This is a genomic window from Alphaproteobacteria bacterium SS10, from assembly GCA_019192455.1.
In the GTDB taxonomy this organism is placed as follows: Bacteria; Pseudomonadota; Alphaproteobacteria; order TMED2; family TMED2; genus TMED2.
The window spans coordinates 256,211-271,637 of sequence record JAHCML010000004.1 but is presented as its reverse complement, the minus strand read 5'-3'; the positions used below and the strand labels follow the sequence as shown (position 1 = coordinate 271,637).

Sequence of the window (15,427 nt, the reverse complement as noted above, 5' to 3'; positions counted from 1 at the left end):
CGGCCAATTTTACGTTATTGGCCAAGGCTGGCCGAACCAGTCACTGCCGATAACCTTGCGAGGATGAGGTAAAGATAGCCATGGATAAGGCACCCATGACCGCCGCAGGCTATGAGCGTCTGCAAGAAGAATTGAAGCGGCTGAAAACCGTGGATCGCCCGAATGTCGTTAAAGCCATCGCGGAAGCGCGCGAGCATGGCGACCTATCGGAGAATGCCGAGTATCACGCCGCCCGTGAGCGCCAGAGCTTTATTGAAGGCCGCGTGCTTGAACTCGAAGACATGCAAGCCCGCGCCGATGTAATCGACCCGTCCGCACTTGACGGCGATACGGTTAAATTCGGTGCGAAGATTGAGCTGGCGGATGAGGACACCGATGAAGAGGTGACCTATCAAATCGTTGGCCAGTATGAGTCTGACATTAAGGCCGGGATGCTGTCGGTCAGCGCCCCGCTGGCCCGCGCCCTAATCGGCAAGCAGGTGGGCGACAGCGTTGAGGTCACCACACCTGGTGGCAGCAAATCCTATGAGATCCTGAAGGTCACCTTCGGATAAGCTGGCCGGGATAAAGCGGCCCGAACCAGTGGGCCGTGGGGCGGCAGTTAAGNCGCCTCACCCATCCAATCACACACCGCATTTAAGGCACCGCTGAGCTGGCCATCAGGGGACCAGAGCGCCTGGCCCTCTTCCATCCCATGGCCAGCAGCCTCGTGCCCTTCCTCGGTCGCGGCCTCTTTGTAATAGGCCATGATGAACACCCGGATCGCAGCGGTGAGCGATGTCTCATGCTTTTTCAGCCGGGCAATGTCACTCGCCAACTCATCGACGGTACGGTCTTCACGGCGACCAATCTCGAAGAAGGCATTCCACATCGCTGGCTCTAACCGGACGCTGGTTCGCCGCCCATCAATGCGGATGTTTCGACCAACAAGCGTTGTGCCCGCCGCGCGAAGCATCGCCTCACTCGCGTTCTTACGGGTTTGTGCAACGGTCGGTACGACCCGCTCTGTGTTCTTCTTCCTGGTCATAAGCATGCTTAGCCCCTGTTCCTGTATTGATCTCTAAGGCGAGTATGCAGGAACCTATCATGAACACAAGGGCATGATTGCACACAGGTGCATTTTGCTACCTATGCGCGAATTCTGGATATTATTTTATGATTTCGATTGGTTGCGCAATCAACCCACAGCTTCTTCAGGGTCTTGAAGTTTGAGTGCAAGTGCATGCACCCGATCGGCCAGTTCCTCAGCCAAGACCTTATGAACCATCCGCTGGCGGGCAACGCGATTCTGCCCGGCAAAAGCTTCGGCGACGATGGTTACACGGAAATGCGACTCCCCCCGACCATCATGCCCGGCATGTCCCTCATGCTTATGGCTTTCATCCTTGATGATCAGTTCAACGGGCTTGAGTTCAGCCTCAAGTTTCTGCCGCATGGTCTCTGCTACTGTGCCCATTGCCTTTGGTCCTGCTGATTTCTGATGGTGGCTATTGCTGTTGTGAACATGTAGAGCAGCGCCATGGCAATCAAGAGTGAAGAAAATTCCGTCGTCAGTCGGCAAGCAGCATTACTACTGTTTGTCTCGATCATGATCCTATGGGGCGTGAACTGGCCGATCATGAAGGTTGGCCTGGACGGGATACCACCGCTCACCTTTGGCGCGCTGCGCTGCGTGATGGGTGCTGCCTGTTTCTTTGCCCTTAATCCCCTCATTGGCCGCATGCGTCTGCCACCCCGTGCGGACTGGCCGGTGGTGTTCTCCGTTGGAGCCCTTCAGATCGCCGCCTTCCAGGTCTTTATCTATCTGGGTCTTGAGCATGTACCGGCAGGCCGGTCATCGATGGTCGCCTACACTACCCCGCTCTGGGTGGTGCCGGGTGCGATCCTGTTGCTGGGCGAGGCGGTAAACCGCACCAAGCTTCTGGGCCTTTTCGTTGGCCTTGCCGGATTGGCAGCGTTGTTCACCCCCTGGGCGTTAGACTGGTCTGACCGCAGTATCCTGATCGGGCATTTCTGGCTCGTCCTGGGGGCGGTTAGCTGGGCCATGATGCTGCTCCATGTGCGTAAGCATCGCTGGGAATCGAGCCCGCTTGAGTTAGCACCTTGGCAATTCTTGGTGGCTAGCCTGATCAGTGTGCCGATTGCCCTGACCCTGGAGGCAGATAGATCAATTGATTGGACCACCCAGACCTATGTCGTGCTGGCCTATAACGGGCCCATCGCGACGGCCTTCTGTATCTGGGCTGCGGTCACGGTAAGCCGCGCACTCCCCGCCTCCACGACCTCGCTGACCTTCCTTGGCGTGCCGGTGGTTGGGGTGATGTCATCCGCCCTAACCCTGGGTGAACCGCTGGGCTTATTTGATCTGGCGGGTCTCGCCCTAATCGGTGGCGGGCTGCTGTTGGTCGCCCGCGCGGACCGACATGGCGAGCGCGATAAACCAAAAGACGCCGCGACCGACAGCCCTTAGGTCAAGGGAAATATCCGCAGTTTTGCTGGTTTTTCTTCATGCCCAGCGCTTGCCGGGCACCCTGCCACAACCCATAATCGTCAAGTTATGCCGAGACGACAGTACCGCTCCAACTTCAAATGGCTCGATGGCCATGACGCACCGCCCAAGCGGCAGTGCGATCATCCTGGCTGTACCGAGGCGGGCGAGTACCGGGCACCAAAATCCCGGCAGAGCAATACGCAAAGCGCGGATGAGTATTACTGGTTCTGCCTCGACCATGTGCGTGAGTACAACAAGAGCTGGGACTATTTCGAAGGCATGTCGGCCCACGACATCGATGCCCACCAACGTGCCGCCCACACCTGGGAGCGCCCCACATGGCGCATGGGCAGTAAGGCGGGGATGGAAGACAAGCTGCGGGAGCAAGTCCGTGGCTTTGCGATGGACGACGAAACCCGCGCCAGCTTTGAACGCCGTGAGCGGGAGAAACAATGGCGCCGCGAACACCGGGCACAGAACAGCCAAGCCGCCCGAGCTGAGATTGACGCCCTTGCAGTTCTGAACCTGGAACCACCGGTCGATTTCGATGCGATCAAGGCCCGATACAAGCAGCTTGTGAAGGAGCACCACCCCGATAGACATGGTGGTGATGCCAAGGCTGAAGAGCGACTCAAGACTATCAATCAGGCCTATTCCACATTGAAGACGGCCTTCGCTTCCATCCAGGCACCGGCTGACGTCTAAGCAGCTCATAGCTGCCCAGCGCTTGACCCCAGCCAAATCATGCCGATTTCAAGTGGACGGCAGGAAATCCGCACCATCATCTGGACGCGGATCAGCCAGCCGTTTACGGTCGTTTTCAACGGCATGGTGCGGCGCACCAATGACTATTCCCACCTGACTACCCATAGGGCGATTTTTCTATCATGAGTGCCACAGCTACCCTCGCGGCGGACCAAGCCAGCGGCCTAGACCCTGACGCCACACCAGACATCACCGTATCGGTGCGCCAGACCTTTGGCCTCGATAGCGATATGGAGCTGCCCGGCTTCTCCAACCGTGGGGAATATGTGCCAGAGGTGGATGACACCTATCAGTTCGACCATGACACCACGATGGCGATCCTGGCTGGCTTTGCCCGCAACCGCCGGGTGCTGATCCAGGGCTATCACGGCACGGGTAAATCAACCCATATCGAACAAGTCGCGGCACGCCTCAACTGGCCGTGCATCCGTATCAACCTCGACAGCCATATCAGCCGGATCGATCTGATTGGTAAGGACGCGATCGTCCTGCGCGATGGCAAACAGGTCACCGAGTATAAGGAAGGCCTGCTTCCCTGGGCCCTGCAGCGCCCCTGCGCCCTCGTCTTTGACGAATACGATGCGGGCCGTCCTGATGTGATGTTCGTTATCCAGCGCGTATTGGAAGTTGAGGGCAAGCTGACCCTGCTTGATCAAAACAGCGTAATCCGCCCACACAACGCATTCCGCGTCTTTGCCACCACCAATACGGTTGGCCTTGGCGATACGACCGGCCTCTATCACGGTACCCAACAGATCAACCAGGGCCAGATGGACCGCTGGAACATCGTTGCCTCGCTCAACTACCTGCCGCCGGAGGTTGAGGCCGGGATCGTGCTGGCTAAATGCGCCAGCTACGACACCGCTGAGGGCCGAGATAAGATTGATGCCATGGTTCGCCTGGCTGGCCTTACCCGTGATGCGTTCATGATGGGCGACCTATCCACGGTTATGTCACCACGAACCGTCATCACCTGGGCTGAGAATGCTGAGATTTTCGGCGGCGACCTTGCCTTTGCCTTCCGGGTTAGCTTCCTCAACAAATGTGATGAGTTGGAGCGGGCGACCGTGGCCGAGTTCTATCAACGCTGCTTTGGCACTGAGCTGCCAGAGACCGGCGTGGTAACTGCCACCGCATAAGGGCTGTACCCCCTGACATGTCGGATCAGGACGACCAACCAGTAGAGAACTTCAAGCGGGCCACAACCGCGGCAACGCGTGCGATGTCGCGTGACCCCGAGCTGGAGATCTCGTTTACCGCTGATGCGCCGAGCCTGCGCGGCAAGCGGGCACGCCTGTCACTGCCCAGCCGGGAGCTATCGGCCAGCGATGCCGCTCTAGTCCGTGGGTCCGCTGATTCTGCAGCCCTACGCCGTCGCCACCATAATCAAACCATCCACGCCAGCGGCATGCCGAGCGGTGAGACCGCCCGCGCCGTCTTTGAGGCGATGGAGCAAGCCCGGTGCGAAAGCCTCGGCGCCCAGACGATGGTCGGCACCCGGGCGAACCTAACCGCCGCCATGATCGAACGCTGCCGCAAGGCGGGGTATGATCGCTGCCAGAGCCGGGACGATATTCCGCTGGCTGAAGCCCTGCACCAGATGGCGCGTGAGGCCTTTTCCGGTGACAAACCACCGCCAGGCATTGCCGAGGCTGTGAACCTATGGCGCCCCTTTGTTGAGAGCCGCGCCGGTAGCCAGCTTAATGATCTGAAGAACCTGCTGGATGATCAGGAAGAGTATGGCCGCGCCGTCCGCCAATTACTGGTCCGGCTAGAAACCGACTTTGCCGATGATCAGGACGCTGATGACAGCGATGATGGTGAGGGCGATCAGCCCGATGACGAGCAGGAACAAGCCGACAACCAAAGCCGCGGTGACAGCGAAAGCGACGACAGCACGGCGATGGACTCTGAGCAGACCGGCGAAGAGACCCAAGAGCTGGAAATGGGCGAGGCCCAGGACCAGGATGATCAACAGGACATGGAAGACGGCATGGGGGTGGAAGAACCCGGCCAGCCACGCCGTCGCCCGGACCAAGATTTTGAAGATGCAAAGGCCGCCAACCAGTACCGCGCCTTCACCACCGAGTTTGATGAGGTGGTCAGCGCCCAGGATTTGTGTGATGCCGATGAGCTAGCCCGGCTGCGCCTCCTACTCGATCAGCAGTTGAGCCATCTTCAAGGGGTCATCGCACGCCTGGCCAATCGCCTGCAGCGGCGCCTGCTAGCCAAGCAAACACGGTCTTGGGATTTCGATCTTGAGGAAGGCATCCTCGATGCCGCCCGCCTATCGCGCATTGTCGTGAACCCACAGATGCCCCTCTCCTATAAACAGGAGAAGGAAACCGAGTTTCGCGACACAGTGGTTAGCCTACTGATCGACAACTCTGGTTCAATGCGTGGGCGCCCGATTTCCATCGCGGCGGTCAGCGCCGATATCCTGGCCCGGACGCTGGAGCGTTGCGGGGTTAAGGTTGAGATCCTCGGCTTCACGACCCGTGCCTGGAAGGGCGGCATGTCGCGAGAGAAATGGATCGCTGCCGGCAAGCCAGAACGGCCGGGCCGTCTCAACGATCTCCGCCATATCGTTTACAAGGCCGCGGATGAACCATGGCGCCGGGCAAGGCGCAATCTGGGCCTGATGCTACGCGAAGGCATCTTGAAGGAGAATATCGATGGTGAGGCCCTGCTTTGGGCCAGTCAGCGTTTGATGACCCGCCCGGAACAACGCCGCATCTTGATGGTGATTTCGGACGGTGCACCGGTTGATGACAGCACCCTATCGGTAAACCCCGGCGGCTATCTTGAGCGGCATCTGCGCGAAGTCATCGATATGCTTGAGCGCCGCAGCTCAATCGAGCTTGCCGCCATCGGCATCGGCCATGATGTCACCCGGTACTACCGCCGGGCGGTCACCATTGTCGATGCGGAACAGCTGGGCGGCACCATGATGAATAGCCTCGCCGAGCTATTCGACGACGACACCGGACGGTTCCGCAAAGCCGGTTAAACGATCAGTTGTTCGGGCAGGCGTCTTCGATACGCTGATACTCTTGCGGCGTATCGACAGCTAGCTGGCGCTTGTTCCGTTCAGCGGCGAATACCTGAACGGCGCGTTCAATCACCGCCTTCAATTCACGATCAATCTCAGCCTTCGCCAGCTGGATATCCGCAGGCTTCTGCACTGGACGTTCGGAGAGCCACTTCGTGACCTCCCCCTCGGTATAGGCGCGCATCCAATCCATCATCTCCCGATCGACACGGGCATGCTTCTCTTCATGCCGCCGGACCTCAACCGCAACGCAGCGAGCCCAAGCCAACTCCTTAGCCAGATAGATCGTTGGCCGATGATAGGTCAGCTGGACGCCAAGTTCTGCGACGGCCAAGCAGTTTGATGACAGCCAACCGCCCTGCTCCTCATGGAAGACGAGCCGATGGCGATGCATGATTTCAGATTCATAGAGGCCACGCGCACTGTGCGCATTGCTTAGCCAGGTCTGGCGCTGCACAAGGGCCGATAGTTCAGCTTGGCTACGGGTGTAATCGTAACGGACATTCCAAGGGATGATCTCAACATTGACCATCGCTGCTGGAACCGGCGATCCACACGCTTGCGCCTGTGTCGGTCGCCCATCATGGCCCAAGAGGCCAAGCGATGTACCCACCGTCAACGCTAGCAGGCCAAAAATGCCAACCAACCCGGCCTTTACCCGATTGCCCAAAACCATCTGCCCTTTGAATTTCCCAAAATTCTGGCCCAAAGCACCTAACTGAGCTTCCGTTTTATCATTTCTAGCGCCATGTGTCGGCGCCCAATAACCAAGGCGTGACAGGGGCACACGATTTCCCTTGAACCAACGCCGCAATCTGTTAAATGAGAATTGTTCTTATTTGCAGATAGCGCCATTCAGATTTGGTGCCTGCCCCTACTCCCCTTCCAACCAAGATGGAACATCCCATGATCAAAGGTTTGATGACCCGCCCTGCAAGCTTGCTGGCCGGTCTAGCGCTGACCGTGTTCGCCATCCCGGCTAGTGCCGCCGAGGTGAATGTGTATTCCGGTCGTCACTATGACACCGACCGCCAGGTCTATGACGCCTTCACCGAGAAGACCGGCATTAAGGTTAATATTATCGAGGGTAAGTCCGATGCCCTGCTTGAGCGGATCGTCTCTGAAGGTGCACAAAGCCCAGCAGACATCCTAATCACCGTTGATGCTGGTCGCCTGTGGCGCGCTGATAATGCTGGCCTGTTCCAGGCGGCAAACTCAGCTATCCTGGACCAGAACGTGCCAGCCTCCCTCCGCCACCCTGAGGGGCTTTGGTATGGTCTGTCCAAGCGGGTTCGCGGCATCATCTACAACCGTGAAGCCACCGCTGGCACTGAACTACCAAAAACTTATGAAGAGATGGCCACGCCAAAATATGAGGGCGAGGTTTGCATTCGCTCTTCAAACAACATCTACAACCAGTCGCTGATCGGCTCGATCATTGCAGCTGATGGTGAGGCCGCCGCTCTCTCATGGGCTCAAGGCATCAAAAACAATCTGGCACGCCCACCACAAGGCGGCGACACCGACCAGATCCGTTCCGTGGCCGCTGGTGAGTGCGATTACGCGATCGCCAACCACTACTACTACATGCGCCTTGCTACCTCTGACGACGCGGCCAACCGTGACGTTGCAGCAAAAGTTGGCTTCATTGCCCCGAACCAAGATGGTCGCGGCGCCCATGCCAATATCAGCGGCGCTGGCATCCTTGCCAACGCACCAAATGCGGATGAGGCCCGTCGCCTGCTCGAGTACCTAAGCTCACCAGCAGCGCAGGCAATCTTCGCCCGCTCCAATAACGAGTATCCAACCAATCCAAATGTCGCCCCGATTGAGGCGCTGGAACTGGTCGGTACCTTTAAGGAAGACACGGTGAATGCCCGGACCTTCGGCAAGAACAACCCAGCCGCGCTGAAGATCGCGGATCAGGTTGGCTGGCCATAATCCAGCATTACAGAACTGATTGAAGAGCAGCCCCGGTCAAACGGGGCTGTTTTTCGTTGCGGGCTCGGCCGCCTTCTGACCACTGCCAAACATGACATAGCCCAGGATCATGACCGGGATCAGTCCGATCAGTGCAATCACCAATGACGGTAAGGCGGCGGCCACCAACCGTTCATCACTGGCATAGCGGTAGGCCAAAAGCGCTAGTGTTTCGATCTGGAATGGCCGGAGTACCAGGGTCGCTGGCAGCTCTTTCACCACCTCAACAATCACAAAAACCAAGGCTGCCAGCAGGCTCGGCCTTAGGATCGGCAGTTCTACACGCAACATACGGCGCCAGCCGGTAACCCCAAGGCTTTGGGATGCTTGCAGCATGCTAGGCGGTAGGCGGCCAAGCCCCGGCTCAATCCCCTTCACCGCAACGGTTAGGAAGCGCACACAGTACGCGTAGATGAGGGTGAAGATGGTCCCACTAAAGACAAGCCCAACGCTGACACCGAACCAGTTTTCAGCAATGGCGTTTAGCAGACGGTCTATGGCCCCAAAAGGCGCCAACATGCCAACCGCCAAGACCAGGCCCGGCACGGCGTAACCCAAGGTTGCCAACCGAACGCCAGCACGCGGCAGGAGCCCCAGCTGATCACCGCCAGAACCACGAAGCCCGACCGAGCGGGCCAGATACAGCGCGATCGTCACCGTCACAAGGCCAGCCAGCACACCCAACAGCAAGGTGTCCGAGATGGCGGACAACATTAGGGGCAGAGCCTGCAAACCTTCAGGCCGAATGGCCAGGGCAATCAGGGTGAGGACAGGACCAATAAAGCCAATCAACACCGGCACTGCGCAGGCCGTGAAGGCGAACAGCGCGCGCCAGCCTTTAAGGTGAAACAGCGTTGGCATCCCACTAACAGATTGGCTGTTTGAGCCGGAACTATGACCACGGCCACGCAACGCCGCCTCAATCATCAAGACCAGGCCAATCGCCAACAGCAGTAGCGCCGCAAGCTTGGCGGCCGGCAGTGGCGCCCCCATGGCAAACCAGGTGCGGTAAATGCCCGTGGTAAAGGTCGGAATACTGAAATGCTGAACGGCACCAAAATCGGCCAGGGTCTCCATGATAACCAGGGCCAACCCACCAATGATCGCCGGACGGGCAAGCGGCAGTGCCGCAAACCAGAACGCCCCCCACGGGCCACGCCCGAGGCTGCGAGCAATCGCCATAATGCGGTCGCCCTGTGCGGCAAACGCTACCAGAGTGAAGATATAGACATAGGGAAAGAAGACGGCGGTCATCACCAAAATGGCGCCGCCCATGCTGCGGATTTCCGGGAACCAATAATCACCGTGCCGCCAGCCGAACACATCCCTCAACGTGGTTTGGATCGGCCCGGCAAACTGGAAAAGGTCAGTATAGGCATAGGCCACCACATAAGCCGGCAAGGCGGCTGGCGCTAACAGCAGCCACCGCATCCAGCGTCGCCCAGGGAAGGCACAACTTGCAACCAGCCAGGCACATCCGACACCGACAATGAGCGAACCAACCGTCGTGCCAAGAACCAGCAGCAGGCTGTTGCTGACATAAAGGCCCAGCACGGTGTCCGTGAGGTGGGACCAGATATCATCTGCCGGGATGGTCAGGCGGGACAACACAACCGCAATTGGTACCCCCATCACCAAGGCAACCAACCACACGCCAAACTGGCCCAAACTTATTGGGCCGGTTGAGCGGTTTACTGGTGCAGGTGTCGCTTGATTTGGCATATCCAATGCCATGGGTGGCACTCACATCCGGGTGGAAGGCGCGCCAAGATAGCCATTCATCGCCCCATCGGAAAGTGCGGCAAAATCGAAGCAAGGCATTTCCACTCAATGCTAGTGCTTCAGAATCAAAAACGCGCCGACCTTAAGACCGGCGCGCGATTTGGTGATGGAAGACCAACACCAAGATTGCTTAGCGATTTATCGACCTGGGCCGCGGGACGGCGCTGGTGCAGCCTGTTTTTGTTTTAGCTCTGCCTGGCGGCGCTTTTGCAGGCGCTCTAGCAGTTCAGCCCGGTTGATGTTCTGGTCGCAAAGCTGGTTCACTTTATTGGGAATTATGTCAGCCAACCTCATGGTTCTGTCGTTTCTCTTCTGTTGGGTACCGATTTAGTGGCCAACGACATTCTAGGCAGATGCCTTGGGGGCGTCGGTTGGGCGCGATCGGTGATTAATGCGTTTATCGCACCTCTATTTATATACATTTAGTTGACAATACAAAGAGCATCAGCGCCACTCTTCACGATATTGTAACAATTAATGCTGCAATCCAGCCTTGATATGACCGCCCCGGCATTGACCATCAAAGGCGGCGGCTTTATCAGGCAGGGCAAGGCTTAGCGGCCATTTCTCTTTCCCTTAGACCCCGCACCAAATAATGAGCAAACGCGCCATCTATCGCCCGCGCCCGATCAGCGGCTTCCCCGAATGGCTGCCTGAGCAGCGCCTCGTCGAGCAACGCTGGATGGATCACATCCGCCGGGTGTTCGAAAGCTACGGATTTGCCTCCATCGAAACCCCATCGGTGGAAGAGCTTGATGTGCTGGTGGCGAAGGGTGAGGTCGATAAAGAGATCTACACAATCCAACGCCTGCACGCGGAAGAGGCGGATAAGTCAGAGGCAAGACTGGCGCTGCACTTTGATGTGACGGTGCCCTTTGCCCGCTATGTGGCCCAGCACTTCAACGCGCTCGACTTCCCGTTCAAGCGTTATCAGATGCAGAAGGTCTGGCGCGGTGAGCGACCTCAAGATGGTCGGTTCCGTGAATTCTACCAATGCGATATCGACGTGATTAACGTCGATCACTTGCCACTGCACTTCGATGCTGAAATCCCTGCGGTGGCCCTGGAATGTGTTAGCGGCCTGGGCATCGGCCCCGTTCGCATGCACGTCTCAAACCGTAAAATTCTGGACGGCTATCTTAGCGGCCTTGGTATTGAAGATCGCGTGCCGGTTATCCGCACCCTGGACAGGTTCGATAAGATCGGTGCTGAGGGCGTGGTGAAGGCGCTGGTTAGTGAAGTTGGCCTCGACCAAGCCACGGCTGAGAAGAGCCTAGCCCTCGCCGAGATCCAAACACCTGACAGCAGCTTTGCCGACCGGGTTCTGGCCCTGGGTGTCGAGCATGAGATGCTTAGCGAAGGCGTTGAGGAGCTGCGCTTCGTTATGGATCATCTGGCCAATGAAGTGCCTAATGCTGACGTGCTTGCGGACCTCTCAATCGCGCGTGGCTTCGATTACTACACCGGCACAGTTTACGAGGGCCGGTTCATCGACAAGCCAGGCTTTGGCAGCATCATCGCCGGTGGTCGCTATGACGATTTGGCTGGCAGCTACATCAACCGGAAGCTGCCTGGTGTTGGCATCTCAATCGGCCTCACCCGCATCTTTGGCAAAATGGTTGCCGATGGCCTGCTGGAAACCGGCGCCAAATGCCCGACACAGGTTTTGGTTGTCCTGCCGTCGGAAGAACGACGCGGGAATGCCGCAGCGATTGCCAAGCAACTCCGTGATCGCGGCCTAAGGGTTGAGATGTTCCACAGCCCAAGCAAGATTGCCCGGCAATTGGCTTATGCCTCAAAGAAGGGCATAGGTTACGTGTGGTTCCCACCGTTTGATGATAACCAGCCCCATGAAGTTAAAGACATGGCCTCTGGTGATCAGGGTGCCGCCGATCCGGCGGTTTGGACACCAGCAGGGCAGTAGTTGGCTTTAAGGGGTTTCGGACATGCAATCGGTAGAGGCAATTCACGCAGCGGTTGAAGAGGCCGTGGCCGTGCTGGAGACGAAGAAGCCAGCCGATTGGACCCCACGCGCCGTTTTGGTACTTGGCTCCGGCTTAAGCCACATCGCCAGCGCGATGCAAAACTCGGTGACGGTGCCATATAGCGATATTCCCAACTTCATCCGCGCCAATGTTGAGGGGCATGAAGGCAACCTTCATATGGGTTGGCTTGGCGGTGCGCAGGTTGCGTGCCTACAGGGACGCCAGCACCTCTATGAGGGGCCAGCGGAATCTATGGAGGCCCTCTCCATCACCATCCGGGCATTGCAGAAGCTGGGCGCCGACATTCTGTTCCTGACCGCAGCGGCCGGCAGCCTGAACCGATCCATGACCCCGGGCAGCCTGATGATGGTCGCGGACCATATCAACCTGATGGGCACCAACCCATTGCTCGGCCCGAATGATGATCGGGTTGGCCCGCGCTTCCCCAACATGCACAACGCCTACGACATGGATTTGCGCAGTTGGCTGATCGATATCGCGCTTGGCGATAACATCTTCCTACATGAGGGGATCTATGCCGGTGTGCTTGGCCCCAATTTCGAGACCCCTGCCGAAATCCGGATGATGCAGACCATCGGGGCCGATGCAGTCGGTATGTCGGTCGTGCCCGAATGTCTGATCGCCCGGCATTGCGACATGCGCGTTGCGGCCTGTGCTGCGATTACCAACTTCGCTGAAGGTGTTGGCCCAGGATCACCAACCCACGAAGAGACGCTGGCCACCGCTGATATCTGCAGTGAAAGCCTGACCCGCCTGCTCTTCGGCTTTTTCGAGACGCTGGCTTAACACCAATCAGCCCGCGCTCTTTCCAATCCCGCTATCTGTTTGAGAGGTTTGAATGACCAGCTCTAATGCTGGACCATCATTGCCACCACACCTGCTGAGCATCCTTTGTGGACTTGGTGGCTACGGCCTGTTTTCGGTGATGGATACCTTCTCAAAGCTGCTTGATGGCGCCGTGGCCATCGAACAACTGATTGTCTTCAACGCTGTGGCGACCATTCTAACCGCATCGGTATGGTGTCGGCTGAAATATGGACGGTTCATCGTATGGCCAGACCGTTACAAACTTGTCCTTGGCCATGGCCTGGTGGCGGCGATCGGGGTCCAGTGCGCCTTCTACGGTTATCGCTATATGCCGAGTATCGCCGATGCCTACTCGATCAGCTTTTCTGGACCGCTTTTGGGTGTCGTTCTGGCCTCATTGATCCTAGGTGAGAGATTAAGCTGGCATCGATGGCTGGCCGTTGCCCTGGGTTTCTGCGGCGTCCTAATTGCCCTGCAGCCAGACATCCAATCCCTGAACCCAGTGGTACTGTTTCCAATTGGGGCGGCCTTTAGCTTTGCCAGTGGCACACTAATCTTGCGGGCATTGGATGGGGCTGATCCACCCGAAAAAGTGATGTTACTAACAAATATTGTTGTTCTTCTGATTCTGTTGCCGCTGGCCATCTTCAACCCAGTTGGGAGCCAGATTGTTGGCGCAGATGCGGCAACCGATATCAGTTGGATATCGGACCCTCGAACAATTGCCACCGTTCTGGGATGTGCAATCTCAGCGGTTGTCGCACAGCTCTTGATCATCATGGCCTTTGCAAGGGGCGATGCGTCGATCGTCGCCCCAATGAACTTCACTCAGATCATTTGGGCGGTCATCTTTGGCCTGCTTATCTTTAACACCGCGCCGAGAAGCACAACTGTGATCGGGGTGTGCCTAGTCTTCCTCTGCACGCTCTACATCATCAGGGATGCTGGTCGCGTGGCCGCTAGCAGTGCTATGACGGCAGCTGAATTCAATGATCAGCTGACCAGCTCTGATAACCGCCCTCCCGCTTAAGGCCTGTTTTATGTCTTCCAGCATTATCCATCGACCCGTACTCGGTGTCGTACTGATGGTGGCTGGTATCAGCATCCTGGCGTCCATGGATGTGCTGATTAAGATCATCAGCCAATCCTATTCGATCCCGCAGGTGATCTTTTTCCGGTCCCTGCTGTCGCTGCCGGTCTTGCTGCTGTGCTTGCGGTTTGAGGGCGGCTGGAAGGCGCTCAAGACTGAGCGGCCATTCCTTCACGTGTCCCGTGGCTTCGTGATGGCGCTGACCACGGCCTGCTTTGTCTTCAGCTTCCAGCAGCTGCCGCTCTCGGATGTTTATTCGATCATCTTCTCAAGCCCACTGATTGTAACGCTGCTGGCCATCCCGCTATTGGGGGAACGTGTGGGCATGCATCGGATGGCAGCCGTGGCGGTTGGCTTTATCGGTGTGATTATCGCGATGCAACCTGGCTTCGCGCAGAACAACCCCGCCACCTATGTCGCCCTGTTCGGTGCCTTCTCTTATGCGATGGTGCAAATCTTCATCCGCCAGATGAGCGAGACGGAGAGTACGGCGGCCATCACCATCTATGGCACGATCATGATCATGACCTGTGCCGGGGCCGTACTGCCATGGTTCTGGACAACGCCAACCCTTGCAGATTTTGCGATCCTGGCAGTGATTGGTGCGATGGGTGGTGCGGGGCAATACTGCCTTACCAGCGCATTCCGCTATGCCGATGCGAGCCTGCTATCGCCTTACAACTATCTCAGCCTGATCTGGGGTGCGTTCTACGGCTTTGCCGTGTTTGGCGATATCCCTGGCCTGGCGACGATTATCGGCTCGGTGATCATTGTCGCCTCGGGCCTCTACATCATTCATCGGGAAGCCGGGCGTAGTAAGCTGAACCCAGAGGTCGCCCCCGGCAGTGACCAGCCGCCGCAACGGCCATTAGGCTAATCCAGCCTTAAGGCCCTTAGGCAACGGTGGCGGTCGCCTCGCCACGCTGCCAGTTGCAGGGGCATTTCTCATCCGTCTGAAGCGCATCAAGCGTGCGCAGAACCTCTTGCGGGTTACGCCCGACCAGCAGGTCATAGACTGAGACATGGCGAATACGATTATCGGGATCGAGGATATAGGTCGCGCGCAGGCAAACCCCTTCATCAGGGTGCAAGATGCCCAGTGCTTCCGACAGCTCCCGCTTGATATCTGAGATCATGGGATAGGGCATATCCCGCAGCGCCAGCTCATGCTCCCGCCAGGCGCGGTGCACGGCATCGCTGTCGGTCGATGCGCCATAGAGCACGGCGCCCCGCTCTTCAAATGCCGCGTTTAGATCACCAAAGCCGATCAACTCGGTGGGGCAGACCGTGCTGAAATCCTTTGGCCAGAAGAAGATGACCTTCCACTTGCCCGGATGGGACCGCTCCGTCAGCTCAATCACCGCATTGTCTGGATCGCGTGAGACCACGGCCTTAAGGGCGAAGGCTGGAAACTGATCACCAACGGTTAGCATGACTGCCTCACTGAGCTTGCC

The 15,427-nt window shown here is 57.8% G+C and carries 15 protein-coding genes; 10 read left to right on the top strand and 5 right to left on the bottom strand.

Annotated elements, in window-relative coordinates:
• Nucleotides 1–80 precede the first annotated feature (80 nt).
• Nucleotides 81–554, top strand: coding sequence for a transcription elongation factor GreA (gene greA, locus KI792_08810; protein MBV6633118.1), 474 nt, complete (start codon nucleotides 81–83; stop codon nucleotides 552–554).
• A 47-nt stretch (nucleotides 555–601) separates the two neighbouring features.
• Here the strand turns inward: greA and KI792_08805 are convergent, their stop codons facing one another.
• Both KI792_08805 and KI792_08800 read right to left on the bottom strand, forming a co-directional pair.
• Entirely contained in the window at nucleotides 602–955 is a 354-nt protein-coding gene (locus KI792_08805) for a ribbon-helix-helix domain-containing protein (protein ID MBV6633117.1), read from the bottom strand.
• Nucleotides 956–1,177: 222 nt separating this feature from the next.
• On the bottom strand, nucleotides 1,178–1,456 hold the full coding sequence (locus tag KI792_08800; protein MBV6633116.1) for a BolA family transcriptional regulator: 279 nt from the start codon (nucleotides 1,454–1,456) through the stop codon (nucleotides 1,178–1,180).
• A 63-nt stretch (nucleotides 1,457–1,519) separates the two neighbouring features.
• Here KI792_08800 and KI792_08795 point away from each other — a divergent pair, with 63 nt between their 5' ends.
• From KI792_08795 to cobT, 4 genes are all read left to right on the top strand, one after another.
• Nucleotides 1,520–2,470 carry a DMT family transporter gene (locus KI792_08795; protein MBV6633115.1) on the top strand — a complete coding sequence of 317 codons (951 nt, stop codon included), beginning with the start codon at nucleotides 1,520–1,522 and terminating at the stop codon, nucleotides 2,468–2,470.
• An 87-nt stretch (nucleotides 2,471–2,557) separates the two neighbouring features.
• Nucleotides 2,558–3,196, top strand: a complete 639-nt coding sequence (locus KI792_08790) for a J domain-containing protein (protein MBV6633114.1) — start codon at nucleotides 2,558–2,560, stop codon at nucleotides 3,194–3,196.
• A gap of 182 nt (nucleotides 3,197–3,378) precedes the next feature.
• A complete protein-coding gene (gene cobS / locus KI792_08785) occupies nucleotides 3,379–4,395 on the top strand; it encodes a cobaltochelatase subunit CobS (protein MBV6633113.1) in 1,017 nt (338 codons plus the stop codon).
• A gap of 17 nt (nucleotides 4,396–4,412) precedes the next feature.
• Entirely contained in the window at nucleotides 4,413–6,266 is a 1,854-nt protein-coding gene (gene cobT / locus KI792_08780; protein MBV6633112.1) for a cobaltochelatase subunit CobT, read from the top strand.
• A gap of 4 nt (nucleotides 6,267–6,270) precedes the next feature.
• Here the strand turns inward: cobT and KI792_08775 are convergent, their stop codons facing one another.
• A complete protein-coding gene (locus tag KI792_08775) occupies nucleotides 6,271–6,984 on the bottom strand; it encodes a hypothetical protein (protein MBV6633111.1) in 714 nt (237 codons plus the stop codon).
• A 245-nt stretch (nucleotides 6,985–7,229) separates the two neighbouring features.
• On the opposite strand from KI792_08775, the gene KI792_08770 reads away from it, so the two are divergent.
• Nucleotides 7,230–8,249: a Fe(3+) ABC transporter substrate-binding protein gene (locus KI792_08770; GenBank protein MBV6633110.1), complete on the top strand. Its 1,020-nt coding sequence runs from the start codon at nucleotides 7,230–7,232 to the stop codon at nucleotides 8,247–8,249.
• Nucleotides 8,250–8,285: 36 nt separating this feature from the next.
• Here KI792_08770 and KI792_08765 read toward each other — a convergent pair whose 3' ends face one another.
• A complete protein-coding gene (locus KI792_08765) occupies nucleotides 8,286–10,022 on the bottom strand; it encodes an iron ABC transporter permease (GenBank protein ID MBV6633109.1) in 1,737 nt (578 codons plus the stop codon).
• 643 nt (nucleotides 10,023–10,665) lie between these two features.
• On the opposite strand from KI792_08765, the gene hisS reads away from it, so the two are divergent.
• The 4 genes from hisS to KI792_08745 are packed head-to-tail and all read left to right on the top strand — an operon-like array spanning nucleotide 10,666 to nucleotide 14,850.
• Entirely contained in the window at nucleotides 10,666–11,994 is a 1,329-nt protein-coding gene (gene hisS / locus KI792_08760; GenBank protein ID MBV6633108.1) for a histidine--tRNA ligase, read from the top strand.
• A gap of 22 nt (nucleotides 11,995–12,016) precedes the next feature.
• Entirely contained in the window at nucleotides 12,017–12,862 is an 846-nt protein-coding gene (locus KI792_08755; protein ID MBV6633107.1) for a purine-nucleoside phosphorylase, read from the top strand.
• A gap of 52 nt (nucleotides 12,863–12,914) precedes the next feature.
• A complete protein-coding gene (locus tag KI792_08750; GenBank protein ID MBV6633106.1) occupies nucleotides 12,915–13,913 on the top strand; it encodes a DMT family transporter in 999 nt (332 codons plus the stop codon).
• 10 nt (nucleotides 13,914–13,923) lie between these two features.
• A complete protein-coding gene (locus KI792_08745) occupies nucleotides 13,924–14,850 on the top strand; it encodes a DMT family transporter (protein MBV6633105.1) in 927 nt (308 codons plus the stop codon).
• Between the two features lie 16 nt (nucleotides 14,851–14,866).
• Here KI792_08745 and KI792_08740 read toward each other — a convergent pair whose 3' ends face one another.
• The gene (locus KI792_08740) at nucleotides 14,867–15,406 is read right to left on the bottom strand and encodes a peroxiredoxin (GenBank protein ID MBV6633104.1); all 540 of its coding nucleotides are present in this window, start codon (nucleotides 15,404–15,406) and stop codon (nucleotides 14,867–14,869) included.
• Nucleotides 15,407–15,427 lie beyond the last annotated feature (21 nt).